The organism is Lelliottia wanjuensis, from assembly GCF_030238365.1.
GTDB classification, from domain to species: domain Bacteria; phylum Pseudomonadota; class Gammaproteobacteria; order Enterobacterales; family Enterobacteriaceae; genus Enterobacter; species Enterobacter wanjuensis.
Genome location: NZ_JASSOT010000062.1, coordinates 214,392 through 227,449, shown reverse-complemented (window position 1 = coordinate 227,449; position 13,058 = coordinate 214,392). Strand labels below are relative to the sequence as shown.

Here is a 13,058-nt window from a genome sequence, read left to right as displayed (position 1 = left end):
GAAGGAACGCGTATGTGCCGGGATGAGAAAACTGCTCCAGCTGGCTTATGGCGTGGTGAAATCCGGACGAGAATTTAATGCTGAAATACCGCTTGCCGGATAACCGACAAGACGGTATCTCTCCCACGGGAGAGGGAGAAAACATAAAAAACGGCAACCGAAGTTGCCGTTTTGCTTTTATTTCGATATACGCTTGTACTTAATACGTTTTGGCTCCAGCGCATCCGCGCCGAGGGTACGTTTCTTGTACTCTTCGTATTCGGTGAAGTTACCTTCGAAGAACTCCACTTTACCCTCGTCCTGGTAATCCAGAATGTGGGTTGCGATACGGTCGAGGAACCAACGGTCGTGGGATATCACCATTGCACAGCCCGGGAACTCCAGCATGGCGTTTTCCAGCGCGCGCAGGGTTTCAATGTCCAGGTCGTTTGTTGGTTCATCGAGGAGCAGAACGTTACCGCCAACCTGCAGCAGTTTCGCCAGGTGCAGACGACCACGTTCACCACCGGACAGCTCGCCGACGCGTTTACCCTGATCCACACCTTTGAAGTTGAAGCGGCCAACGTAGGCGCGGCTCGGCATCTCGGTGTTACCGATACGCATGATATCCTGCCCGCCGGAAACTTCTTCCCACACGGTTTTGCTGTTGTCCATCGCGTCACGGAACTGATCCACAGAGGCCAGTTTCACGGTGTCGCCCAGCGTAATGGTGCCGCTGTCAGGCTGTTCCTGACCGGACATCATGCGGAACAGCGTCGATTTACCCGCGCCGTTCGGACCGATGATCCCGACAATCGCCCCTTTCGGCACGGAGAAGCTCAGGTCGTCGATCAGCAGGCGATCGCCGTAAGACTTACGCAGATTGCTCACTTCAACGACTTTATCCCCCAGACGTGCTCCAGGTGGGATAAACAGTTCGTTGGTTTCGTTACGTTTCTGGTATTCGGAGTTGTTCAGCTCTTCAAAGCGTGCCAGACGGGCTTTGCCCTTAGACTGACGGCCTTTCGCGCCCTGACGAACCCACTCCAGCTCTTTCTCAATCGATTTACGACGAGCCGCTTCCTGAGAAGCTTCCTGCGCCAGACGCTGATCTTTCTGCTCCAGCCAGGAGGAGTAGTTGCCTTCCCACGGAATACCTTCCCCGCGGTCCAGCTCCAGGATCCAGCCTGCGACGTTATCGAGGAAGTAACGGTCGTGGGTAATTGCCACAACGGTCCCTTCGAAGTCGTGCAGGAAGCGTTCCAGCCAGGCAACGGATTCGGCATCCAGGTGGTTCGTTGGTTCGTCGAGCAGCAGCATGTCTGGCTTTTCCAGCAGCAGACGGCACAGCGCGACGCGGCGGCGTTCACCCCCGGACAGTTTTTCGATTTTCGCGTCCCAGTCTGGCAGGCGCAGGGCATCGGCCGCACGCTCCAGCTGAACGTTCAGGTTGTGGCCGTCGTGCGCCTGGATAATTTCTTCGAATTTACCCTGTTGCGCCGCCAGTTTGTCGAAGTCCGCATCCGGTTCAGCGTACTTCGCGTAGACTTCATCCAGACCTTTCAGGGCGTTAACGACTTCGGAAACGGCTTCTTCGATGGATTCGCGAACGGTGTGTTCCGGGTTCAGCTTCGGTTCCTGCGGCAGATAACCGATTTTGAGACCAGGCTGCGGGCGAGCTTCACCTTCGATATCGGTATCGATACCGGCCATGATGCGCAGCAGGGTGGACTTACCGGCACCGTTGAGACCCAGGACACCGATTTTTGCGCCAGGGAAGAAGCTCAGCGAGATATTTTTCAGAATATGACGTTTCGGCGGAACCACTTTGCCGACACGATGCATGGTATAAACGAATTGAGCCACGTGGACTTCGCCTCTTTTATAGTAAAGAAAATGGTATACAGCTGCGAAGTGTAGCCTTTTTCATGGCCTAATCCCAGACACGAACGTCGGGAGTGTTAAAACGCGCAAGAAAGGTAAAAAAGTGTCCATGACGTGGCGTGTTGCGGAATGCCTGGTTAGCATAGATCCATTACATTTGTAGGTGGCAAGACGCCGCAACAGTATTCAACAAAATGAGGAAGAGCTTGTGGAAAAAGCCAAACAGGTGGTCTGGCGTCTGCTGGCTGCCAGCGTCTGCGTGATGACGATAAGCCACGCAGCGCATGCCGATTCACTGGATGAACAGCGCAACCGCTATGCGCAGATCAAGCAGGCGTGGGACAGTAAGCAGATGGATACCGTGCAGGCCCTTATGCCGACGCTGAAAGAGTATCCGCTCTACCCGTATCTGGAATATCGCCAGATTACCGACGATCTCATGAACCAACCGACGCTCACCGTCGCCAATTTTATTCAGGCTAACCCCACGTTGCCCCCTGCCCGAACCTTACAGTCGCGCTTTGTGAACGAACTGGCGCGACGCGAAGACTGGCGCGGCCTGCTGGCCTTCAGCCCGGAAAAACCGGGCACCACCGAGGCGCAGTGTAATTTCTATTACGCCAAATGGGCGACGGGCCAACAGCAGGAAGCCTGGAACGGCGCAAAAGATTTGTGGCTGACGGGGAAAAATCTGCCGAATGCCTGTGACTCGCTGTTTGGCGCCTGGCGCGCATCGGGCCAGCAAGATCCGCTGGCCTATCTCGAACGTATTCGTCTGGCGATGAAAGCCGGGAACACCCGTCTGGTGACCACACTGGCCGGGCAGATGCCGTCCGATTATCAGACTATTTCCACGGCGGTGCTTCAGCTCGCCAACGATCCGAATTCCGTACTGACCTTCGCCCGCTCGACCGGCGCGACAGATTTCACTCGCCAGATGGCGGCGGTGGCCTTTACCAGCGTGGCGCGTGACGATGTGGAAAACGCGCGGCTGATGATCCCGCAGCTGGTTCAGGCGCAGCAGCTTAACGACGATCAAACCCAGGATCTGCGCGATATCGTCGCGTGGCGTCTGATGGGCACCGATGTCACCGATGAACAGGCGCGCTGGCGTGACGATGCGATCATGCGTTCGAACTCTACGTCGCTGGTAGAGCGCCGCGTGCGTATGGCGCTCGGCACCGGCGATCGCCGGGGCTTAAATACCTGGCTCTCCCGCCTGCCGATGGATGCCAAAGAGAAAGACGAATGGCGCTACTGGCAGGCCGATCTGCTGATGGAGCGTGGGCGCGATGACGAAGCGAAAGAGATCCTTCACTCCCTGATGCAGCAGCGCGGATTCTACCCGATGGCGGCGGCGCAGCGCCTGGGCGAGGAGTACACGCTTAAAATCGACAAAGCCCCGACCAACGTCAACTCAGCCCTGATTCAGGGTCCGGAAATGGCGCGGGTGCGCGAGCTGATGTACTGGAGCATGGATAACACGGCGCGCAGCGAGTGGGCCAACCTGGTGACCAGCCGCAGCAACGACGAAAAAGCCCAGCTGGCGCGCTACGCGTTTGATAACCGCTGGTGGGATCTGAGCGTGCAGGCGACGATCGCCGGGAAGCTGTGGGATCATCTGGAAGAGCGTTTCCCGCTAGCCTATAAAGATCTGTTCGATCGTTACACCAGCGGGAAAGACATTCCGCAAAGCTACGCGATGGCGATTGCCCGTCAGGAGAGCGCGTGGAACCCGAAAGTGCGCTCACCGGTTGGAGCTAGCGGCCTGATGCAGATCATGCCCGGCACTGCCACGCACACGGTGAAGATATTTAATATTCCAGGCTACAGCAGCCCGTCACAGCTGCTGGACCCGGATACCAACATCAACATCGGCACCAGCTATTTGCAGTATGTCTATTCCCAGTTCGGCAATAACCGTATCTTCTCGTCTGCGGCCTATAACGCAGGGCCTGGACGCGTGCGGACCTGGCTTGGCAACAGCGCCGGACGCATCGACGCGGTGGCGTTTGTCGAGAGCATTCCGTTCTCGGAAACGCGCGGGTATGTGAAGAATGTGCTGGCCTATGACGCTTACTATCGCTACTTCATGGGGCAGAAAGATCCCCTCATGAGCGACGCCGAGTGGCAGAGAAAGTATTAATCCAGTGGGGTTGTGTTATGCTTGTACTCGTCTAAGAGTACAAACGGCGGCATAACATGACCCAGCATTCCCCTTATTCATCGGCGATGGCCGAACAGCGCAATCAGGAGTGGCTTCGTTTTGTGGAGCTGCTTCGCCAGTCCTATGAGAAAGATCTGCACTTACCGCTGATGCAATTGATACTGACACCTGACGAGCGTGAAGCGTTGGGCACGCGCGTGCGCATTATCGAAGAGTTACTGCGCGGTGAGATGAGCCAGCGTGAGCTGAAAAGCGAGCTGGGGGCGGGCATCGCGACGATCACCCGTGGCTCGAACAGTCTGAAATCAGCCCCGGTGGAGTTGCGCCAGTGGCTTGAGGAAGTGTTGTTGAAAAATGCCTGATGGCATGTTCCTGTAGGCCGGGTAAGGCGAAGCCGCCACCCGGCAATGGCGCGGCAGGTTGCCTGATGGCATGTTTTTGTAGGCCGGGTAAGGCGAAGCCGCCACCCGGCAATGGCGTGGCAGGTTGCCTGATGGCGCTTCGCTTATCAGGCCTATAACGGCGGAATCAGCCGTATACCGCGTTATGAAACGGGCTTAACGCCAACACCACCGCCTGATGGTATACGCTCGAACGCGTCAAGGCTCCGGCGGTAAACACGCCAATCGCCCCTTCTTTACGACCAATCTCATCAATGCCGGTGTACTGCGACATCACCGGCCCGAGCGCCTCTCCGGCGCGCACTTTTTCCAGAATGATGGCCGGCAAAGGCAGCGTCGCCGAGCGCGATTCACCGCGCTGCTCGCGGCTCTCGATTACCACCCAGCTAAAGGTGGCTCCCTCGTCAATCCCCGCTTCAATCGCCACCCAGAAATCAGCCTCAGGGCGCGCGGCCTTCGCATTCACGACGCGATTTCGTGCGCCAGCGCGCGTTTCCTCGCTCCCGAACGGCTGTTCAGGGACGCCGCTCTCGACGCCGACGGCGTCAATGTGGCAGGATCCTTCGCCGAAGATCTCTTCAAATGCCCTTAGAATTGCCTGAATTTTGGCAGGATTAGTGGTAGCAGAGACAACATGGTGCATAATTAAGCTCGATTCAAAAAAACTCATCGCAGTATAACGGAAAAAAAGCATGTTACAGGTTTACCTTGTTCGCCACGGTGAAACGCAGTGGAACGCCGAGCGACGTATTCAAGGGCAGTCAGACAGTCCTCTCACCGCCAAGGGTGAGCAACAAGCATGGCAGGTCGCGGAACGTGCCAGATCCTTAGGCATCACGCACATTATCGCCAGCGATTTAGGTCGCACGCAGCAAACGGCGCGCATTATTGCCGAGGCCTGTGGGTGCGACATTATCCTCGATCCTCGCCTGCGCGAACTCGACATGGGTGTGCTCGAAAAGCGTCATGTGGATACCCTGACGGAACAGGAAGAGGGCTGGCGGCGTACGCTGGTCAACGGCACGGAAGATGGTCGTATTCCGCAAGGCGAATCCATGCAGGAGCTGAGCGTGCGCGTACAGGCGGCGCTGGCGGATTGTCTTAAACTGCCGCAGGGCAGCCGTCCGCTGCTGGTGAGTCACGGTATCGCGCTGGGATGTCTGGTGAGTACCATTCTTGGACTGCCAGCCTACGCGGAACGCCGTTTGCGTTTGCGCAACTGCTCCATTTCCCGTATCGACTATCAGGAAAGCCCGTGGCTGGCTTCAGGTTGGGTGGTCGAAATGGCAGGGGACATCTCGCATCTGGACGCCCCTGCGCTGGATGAACTGCAGCGCTAGCGGCGCACTGGAATCAGGTATTCCATCCGCAGATTGATTGGGCCTACTTCCGGTCGGGCATCGCTGGCCGGGTAGTAGCGCTCAATATCCTGACCTTTGCGGCGGTTCAGATTCAGCATTGGCATGCAGGTGCCGTAAACGGTCAGGATAAATTCCTGAACGCCCGTGCCCAGCCCTTCGTAGGTGAACATCACGTATTCACCGCCTTCCAGTACCACCGGTTTCGAACCCTGGATGTAGCCGTTGGCCATCTCTGGCGTGAGCGCGGTGGTATAGAACACTTCCTGCTCGTCGTCTTTTTCCATGCTCGGATGCGTTTCGTTCAGGCCATACAGCAGCGGCGGAAGCGCCGGAGCGTGGCTCAGGAAATCGCGCCAGAACTGGGTGCGCATCTGATGACGGAATTCGGAGATCTGCTCCAGAGAACAGGTATAGCTTTGCGTCGTGCCGATGAGATGGGTCTCTGGCAGGACCGTGAATTCGTATTTTGGCATCGCGAATTCACCCAGGCGCAGCGGCGGACGCATACCAAACGAACTCCAGTCGGGTGAACGACGATAGAGCGCAGGCGTCAGCGAGAACTGTTTTTTGAAGGCGCGGGTAAACGTCTGCTGCGAGTCAAAACGGTACTGCAGGGCAATATCCAGAATAGGGCGTGCCGTCAGGCGCAGTGCCACAGCCGATTTTGAAAGACGACGTGCACGAATATAGGCACCGATAGCATGACCGGTGACATCCTTGAACATCCTTTGCAAATGCCACTTGGAATAGCCTGCTTTTGCCGCCACATTATCCAGTGACAAAGGCTGGTCCAGATGACCTTCCAGCCAGGTAAGCAGATCGCGAATAATTCCAGCCTGATCCATATACTATCCTCATCCTTAAAACAGCAGGTGCCTGATAACAGGGTAGCGGATAATAGCATTTTTTGATGTTTTAGCATTCAGTGTTTTTTTTGCGCATTAATGCTTTTTGCCGCACATTATGGGCAATAAATTGCTAATCCTGTGATCTTGCTACATTTTTATTCGGTTTGTTGAATAATCGCTCAATGTAATTTTAAAGAATGGTAACAATATGAAATACAAGACATTGATCTTCACTGCTCTGATGTTAATCGTAGGCCGTAACGCGCTGGCTGAAGAAGTCGGCTCCGTCGATACCGTGTTTAAGATGTTCGGTCCGGACCATAAAATTGTGGTCGAAGCCTTTGACGATCCGGATGTGAAAAACGTCACCTGCTACATCAGCCGCGCGAAAACGGGCGGCATTAAAGGCGGCTTAGGGCTGGCGGAAGATACGGCCGATGCGGCGATCTCTTGCCAGCAGGTCGGGCCCGTCGAACTGAGCGACAAAATCAAAAACGGCAAAGCGCAGGGCGATGTGGTGTTCCAGAAACGGACCTCGCTGGTGTTCAAAAAGCTCCAGGTCGTGCGTTTCTACGATGCGAAACGCAACACGCTGGCGTACCTGGCCTACTCCGATAAAGTGGTCGAAGGATCGCCGAAAAACGCACTGAGCGCAGTGCCGATTATGCCGTGGCGCTAACCCAGGGAATGACGATGCAGCAACCCTTGATTTGGCTGGTGGAAGACGAAATCAGCATCGCCGAGACGCTGATCTACATGCTTTCACAGGAAGGTTTTGCGGTGAAAGCGTTCGAGCGCGGGCTGCCTGCGCTCGACGAGGCGCGACGTCAGGCACCTGCGCTGGCGATTCTGGATGTGGGTTTGCCGGATATCAGCGGATTTGAGCTGTGTCGTCAGCTGCTGGCGCAGCACCCGTCGCTGCCGGTGCTGTTCCTCACGGCCCGCAGTGACGAAGTGGATAAGCTACTCGGGCTGGAAATGGGGGCGGATGATTACGTCGCCAAACCCTTTTCCCCGCGCGAAGTGTGCGCCAGGGTGCGGACCATTTTGCGCCGGATGCAAAAATCCGCGCTGCCGTCAGACATCGTGCGTATCGGACAGTTTGAGCTCAACGAGCCGGCGGCGCAGATCAGCTGGTGCGGCGAGCCATTACTTTTGACGCGCTACGAATTTTTGCTGCTCAAAACCTTGCTCCATGCGCCGGGCCGGGTGTTTTCCCGCCAGCAGCTGATGGACAAAGTCTGGGGCGAGGACGGCGACAGCTTCGATCGCACCGTTGATACCCACATTAAAACCCTGCGCGCCAAACTGCGCGCCGTGAATGCAGATCTTTCGCCGATCAGCACCCATCGCGGCATGGGCTACAGCCTGGGGCTGGTGTAATGCGCATTGGCATGCGCCTGCTGCTGGGCTATTTCCTGATCGTTGCTATCGCGGCCTGGTTCGTGCTGTCGATCTTTGTGCAGGAGGTCAAACCCGGCGTGCGTCGGGCGACTGAAGGCACGCTGATCGACACCGCCACGCTGCTGGCGGAAGTGGGGCGTGACGATCTGCTGAATGGCGATCCGCAAAACGGCAGGGTGGCGCAGGCATTTTCTCAGCTCCATCAGCGCCCGTTTCGCGCCAACATTGGCGGCATCTACAAGGTGCGTAACGAGTATCACGTCTACATGACCGACGCCCAGGGCCGGGTGGTGTTTGATTCCACTGGAAAAGGGCTGGGCGAGGATTATTCCCGCTGGAACGACGTCTGGCGCACCCTGCGCGGGCAGTACGGCGCGCGCAGCACTCAGGACGATCCGAACGATCCTAATAGCACGGTGATGTACGTGGCGGCGCCGATTGTGGATCAGGGAAAAATTATCGGCGTCCTGTCGGTGGGGAAACCGAACAGCGCGATGGCGCCGGTGATCCAGCGCAGCGAGCGACGCATTCTCTGGGCGGGCGGCGCGCTGCTGGGGATTGCCCTGCTGATCGGGCTGATCGTCGCTTGGTGGATTAACCGCTCCATCAGCTCTTTGTCGCGTTACGCCGATTCTGTCACCCACGAGACGCCGCTGCCGTTGCCCGACCCCGGCAGCAGCGAGCTGCGCAAACTGGCGCAGGCGCTGGAAAACATGCGTATTCGTCTTGAAGGCAAAAATTACATTGAGCATTACGTTCACGCACTCACCCACGAGCTGAAAAGCCCGCTGGCGGCGATTCGCGGTGCGGCGGAGATCTTAGCGGAACAGCCGCCGCCGTCGGTGGCTGCGCGGTTTATCGATAACATACTGGTGCAGAATGCGCGCATGCAGTCGCTGGTCGAAAAGCTGCTCGAGCAGGCGAAGCTGGAAAACCGCGTGGAGATTGTCCCTACCAGGGTAAGTATTGACGCGCTGTTCACGCGCATCACCGACGCCCGTTCGACGCAGCTGGCGGCAAAGAACATCAGGCTGACAGGCAACGGCGCAGCGCTAACGGTTGAAGGCGACGCGGATCTGCTGGAGCAGGCGTTCGGCAATTTGCTCGACAACGCTATCGACTTCACGCCATCCGGCGGAAGCATTGTGCTCAGCGCCGAAGAGACGCAGAAACAGACTCTGCTGAAAGTCACGGACAGCGGCAGCGGCATCCCGGATTACGCGCTGGCTCGCATCTTTGAGCGCTTCTACTCACTTGCGCGCGACAACGGCCTGAAAAGCAGCGGCCTCGGGCTGGCATTTGTGCAGGAGGTGGCTCGGCTGCATCACGGCGATATTCAGCTTCACAACCGTGAAGCGGGCGGCGTTGAGGCGATTTTGAGACTTCACCGTCCCTTCACATAACTTCAAATTCAGCGCACATAGCCGCGTTACGCTCTCTCCATCACTAAGGAGAAGGCAATGAAAAAATCCCCCCTGTTCTGGAAAGTTAGCACCCTGATGGGGTGCATCCTGCTGCTGTTAGTTCCGCTGTTCATGGTGAGTAACCTGATTTCGGAGCGCGCCAGCTATCGCGATGACGTTGAAGATACGCTGCGTCAAAGCACCAGCGGGCCGCAGCAGCTCACCGGGCCGCTGATCGCGATCCCTGTAACGGAAATTTATTACAAGTTCGAAGATAACGTGAAGGTTGAGCACAAGCGCAGTTTCCTGCACTTTTTGCTGCCTGAATCGCTGGTGGTTGACGGGAATCAGCAGGTCGAGTCTCGCAGCATCGGGATCTACGACGGACAAATCTGGAGCACTGATCTCAAGCTGAAGGCGCAATTTAACACCGATAAGCTGGACGAACTGAAAGGCGAAACCATTACCCTCGGACAGCCGTTTATTGCCGTCGGCGTGGGCGATGCGCGTGGGATCGGGGCGGTGAAGGTCTCGAAAGTGAACGATGAAACCTTGACCGTCGAACCGGGTTCGGGCATTTCAGGGCAACAGGCGGGGATCCATATTCCGCTGACCTGGGAGACGCTCAATGCGAAAAACATCGACCTGGAGATGTCACTCAATCTCAATGGAACGGGGAGTTTTTCGGTCGTACCGGTCGGGCGCAACAGCGAGCTGACGCTGCGCAGCAACTGGCCGCATCCGGGTTTTATGGGCGATTACTTACCCTCGAAGCGTGAAATCAGCGAGTCAGGTTTCCAGGCGCACTGGCAGAGCAGCTGGTTTGCCAACAATCTTGAAAGTCAGTTTAGCGCCATCGAACCGCCAGAGTTTCGTAGCGTTCCGGCGTTTAGCGTCACGGTAGCAACGCCTGCGGACCAGTACCAGCTGACGGACCGGGCGATTAAGTACGCCATTTTGCTGATTGCTCTGACGTTTATGGCTTTTTTCGTCTACGAAACGATGACTCACCTTCGCCTGCACCCGATGCAGTATCTGCTGGTGGGGCTGTCGCTGGTGCTGTTCTATCTGGTACTGCTGGCGCTCTCTGAACACGTGGGCTTTACGCCAGCCTGGATTATTGCAAGTCTGGTCGGGGCGATGATGAACGGGGTTTATCTGCAGGCGGTGCTGAAAGGCTGGAAGCGCAGCGTGCTGTTTGTGGTGGCGTTGTTAGGCCTCGACGGTGTGATGTGGTTCTTGCTGCGCTCGGAAGACAGCGCGCTGCTGTTGGGCTCTGGCGTGCTGGCGATCGCGCTGTTTGCGGTGATGTATCTCACCCGTCACTTTGACTGGTACTCGCTTTCACAGGTGAAGCAAAGTGTGCCGAAAGGGGAACCGGACGACGATGCATTACGGATCTGGAAATAAAAAAACGGCGCATTAAGCGCCGTTTTTACTGCATTGAGTGCGGGATTATTCCTGCAGGTCGCCGCAAAAACGATACCCTTCGCCGTGGATAGTGGCGATGATCTCTGGCGTATCCGGCGTAGACTCGAAGTGTTTACGAATGCGACGGATCGTCACGTCAACCGTACGGTCGTGCGGCTTCAGCTCGCGACCGGTCATCTTCTTCAGCAGCTCTGCACGGGACTGAATTTTGCCCGGGTTTTCGCAGAAGTGCAGCATGGCGCGGAATTCGCTGCGCGGCAGCTTGTACTGTTCACCGTTCGGGCTAACCAGCGAGCGGCTATTAATATCAAGTTCCCAGCCGTTGAACTTGTAGCTGTCTACGCTACGACGCTCTTCGCTCACCGTACCCAGGTTCATGGTACGGGACAGCAGGTTGCGTGCACGGATGGTTAACTCGCGAGGATTAAACGGCTTGGTGATGTAGTCATCAGCGCCGATTTCCAGGCCAAGAATTTTATCCACTTCGTTATCACGGCCTGTCAGGAACATTAGTGCGACGTTCGCCTGTTCACGCAGCTCGCGCGCCAGCAGAAGGCCGTTTTTCCCGGGCAGGTTGATATCCATGATGACCAGGTTGATATCATTTTCAGAAAGGATCTGATGCATCTCTGCGCCATCGGTCGCTTCAAAGACATCGTAGCCTTCTGCTTCGAAAATGCTCTTTAACGTGTTGCGTGTTACCAACTCGTCTTCAACGATAAGAATGTGCGGGGTCTGCATGTTTGCTACCTAAATTGCCAACTAAATCGAAACAGGAAGTACAAAAGTCCCTGACCTGCCTGATGCATGTCGCAAATTAACATGATCGGCCTAACGTGACTAAAGTACGTAATTGCGTTCTTGATGCACTTTCCATCAACGTCAACAACATCATTAGCTTGGTCGTGGGCACTTTCCCTCAGGACCCGACAGTGTCAAAAACGGCTGTCATCCTAACCATTTTAACAGCAACATAACAGGCTAAGTGACACCAGACACCCAATAAAACTACGCTTCGTTGACATATATCAAGTTCAATTGTAGCACGTTAACAGTTTGATGAAATCATCGTATCGGATTGCTAGCCTTTGTCACAAATTTTCAATAAACCAACTAGTTGCAGATATTGATTAATAAACAACGCGAATCCAATACGAAAAAGCAATCAATCAGAGTATTATCATTAATAAACATACGGATAAGCAATATCTGTTAACATTTAAATCAATGATTCAGTCATGCAACAGTTTAGCGTTTTTAATTTGTTGTGAAACGCGATTTCGGTGATTTGTGTTGCAATTTTGTAAATTCGCGCTGCGTAATATGTTGAGCTGTATCACACTTTTACAGGCTAACTGATTAAAAAGAGAGCATAAATGCACTTATCGATAGTGCTGGTTTCGCCAGCAAGACCCGAAAATATTGGCGCCGCCGCCCGTGCAATGAAGACGATGGGATTCACCGATTTACGTATTGTCGACAGTCAGGCACATCTTGAACCGGCGACCCGCTGGGTGGCGCACGGTTCGGGTGAAATTCTCGACAACATAACCACTTACGCAACCCTCGCTGACGCATTGCACGACATTTCCTTCACCGTGGCGACCACCGCGCGCAGCCGGGCGAAGTATCATTACTATGCGACGCCGATCGAACTGGTACCGATGCTTGAGGAAAAAAGCGCGTGGTTGACCAAAGCTGCGCTGGTGTTTGGTCGTGAAGATTCAGGCCTGACCAACGAAGAGCTCGAGCTGGCAGACGTGCTCACGGGCGTGCCGATGGTGGCGGATTACCCGTCCCTCAATCTGGGCCAGGCGGTGATGGTGTATTGCTATCAATTAGCATCCTTAATGCAAACCCCGGCACCTGCCACAGAGAGCGTGGATGAAAACCAGCTGCGGGCATTACGCGCACGAACCCAATCGCTTTTGGCGCAGCTGGGCGTGGCCGACGATCAGAAAATGGTGGACTGGTTACACCAGCGTCTCGGTCTACTTGAGCAGCGCGATACGGCGATGCTGCACCGATTGCTGCATGATATTGAAAAAAAATTGGCAGAATAAAAATCTGATATTTTTTTTTCGTATGGATTAACCGTCTGTCGATAAGGGTTGCAACTGGTCGTATCCGGACAAAAATAAATCCGCAAGCAGCGGGTCGTGAAAGGGTTACAAACTGTG

The 13,058-nt window shown here is 55.5% G+C and carries 13 protein-coding genes; 9 read left to right on the top strand and 4 right to left on the bottom strand.

The annotated features are described in order from the left end of the window. Positions 1–177: 177 nt before the first annotated feature. The gene (ettA, locus tag QQF33_RS13780; protein WP_100777722.1) at positions 178–1,845 is read right to left on the bottom strand and encodes an energy-dependent translational throttle protein EttA; all 1,668 of its coding nucleotides are present in this window, start codon (positions 1,843–1,845) and stop codon (positions 178–180) included. A 226-nt stretch (positions 1,846–2,071) separates the two neighbouring features. Here ettA and sltY point away from each other — a divergent pair, with 226 nt between their 5' ends. Further along, entirely contained in the window at positions 2,072–4,009 is a 1,938-nt protein-coding gene (gene sltY, locus QQF33_RS13775) for a murein transglycosylase (protein WP_285157977.1), read from the top strand. A 56-nt stretch (positions 4,010–4,065) separates the two neighbouring features. Then, positions 4,066–4,392: a trp operon repressor gene (gene trpR / locus QQF33_RS13770; RefSeq protein WP_282493476.1), complete on the top strand. Its 327-nt coding sequence runs from the start codon at positions 4,066–4,068 to the stop codon at positions 4,390–4,392. 166 nt (positions 4,393–4,558) lie between these two features. Here the strand turns inward: trpR and yjjX are convergent, their stop codons facing one another. Then, positions 4,559–5,074 (bottom strand): inosine/xanthosine triphosphatase, encoded by a 516-nt coding sequence (gene yjjX / locus QQF33_RS13765; protein ID WP_285153726.1) that lies wholly within the window; start codon positions 5,072–5,074, stop codon positions 4,559–4,561. 49 nt (positions 5,075–5,123) lie between these two features. Here yjjX and gpmB point away from each other — a divergent pair, with 49 nt between their 5' ends. Further along, positions 5,124–5,771, top strand: coding sequence for a 2,3-diphosphoglycerate-dependent phosphoglycerate mutase GpmB (gene gpmB, locus QQF33_RS13760; RefSeq protein ID WP_282491569.1), 648 nt, complete (start codon positions 5,124–5,126; stop codon positions 5,769–5,771). Here gpmB and robA read toward each other — a convergent pair. Next, a complete protein-coding gene (robA, locus tag QQF33_RS13755) occupies positions 5,768–6,637 on the bottom strand; it encodes an MDR efflux pump AcrAB transcriptional activator RobA (RefSeq protein WP_282491570.1) in 870 nt (289 codons plus the stop codon). The genes gpmB and robA overlap by 4 nt on opposite strands. A 211-nt stretch (positions 6,638–6,848) precedes the next feature. On the opposite strand from robA, the gene creA reads away from it, so the two are divergent. The 4 genes from creA to creD are packed head-to-tail and all read left to right on the top strand — an operon-like array spanning position 6,849 to position 10,857. Next, positions 6,849–7,319, top strand: a complete 471-nt coding sequence (gene creA / locus QQF33_RS13750) for a protein CreA (protein WP_282491571.1) — start codon at positions 6,849–6,851, stop codon at positions 7,317–7,319. Positions 7,320–7,333: 14 nt separating this feature from the next. Beyond that, positions 7,334–8,023 (top strand): two-component system response regulator CreB, encoded by a 690-nt coding sequence (creB, locus tag QQF33_RS13745; protein ID WP_285146061.1) that lies wholly within the window; start codon positions 7,334–7,336, stop codon positions 8,021–8,023. Then, positions 8,023–9,447: a two-component system sensor histidine kinase CreC gene (creC, locus tag QQF33_RS13740; protein WP_285150618.1), complete on the top strand. Its 1,425-nt coding sequence runs from the start codon at positions 8,023–8,025 to the stop codon at positions 9,445–9,447. Before creB ends, creC begins: the two co-directional genes overlap by 1 nt. A 57-nt stretch (positions 9,448–9,504) precedes the next feature. Continuing rightward, on the top strand, positions 9,505–10,857 hold the full coding sequence (gene creD, locus QQF33_RS13735) for a cell envelope integrity protein CreD (protein WP_285150619.1): 1,353 nt from the start codon (positions 9,505–9,507) through the stop codon (positions 10,855–10,857). 45 nt (positions 10,858–10,902) lie between these two features. On the opposite strand, the gene arcA is transcribed toward creD, so the two are convergent. Continuing rightward, positions 10,903–11,619 (bottom strand): two-component system response regulator ArcA, encoded by a 717-nt coding sequence (arcA, locus tag QQF33_RS13730; RefSeq protein WP_006174002.1) that lies wholly within the window; start codon positions 11,617–11,619, stop codon positions 10,903–10,905. Between the two features lie 95 nt (positions 11,620–11,714). Here arcA and yjjY point away from each other — a divergent pair, with 95 nt between their 5' ends. Both yjjY and QQF33_RS13720 read left to right on the top strand, forming a co-directional pair. Next, the gene (gene yjjY, locus QQF33_RS13725; RefSeq protein WP_001303782.1) at positions 11,715–11,855 is read left to right on the top strand and encodes a YjjY family protein; all 141 of its coding nucleotides are present in this window, start codon (positions 11,715–11,717) and stop codon (positions 11,853–11,855) included. A gap of 399 nt (positions 11,856–12,254) precedes the next feature. Further along, positions 12,255–12,941, top strand: coding sequence for a tRNA/rRNA methyltransferase (locus QQF33_RS13720; RefSeq protein WP_285150620.1), 687 nt, complete (start codon positions 12,255–12,257; stop codon positions 12,939–12,941). The last annotated feature ends 117 nt before the right edge of the window (positions 12,942–13,058 follow it).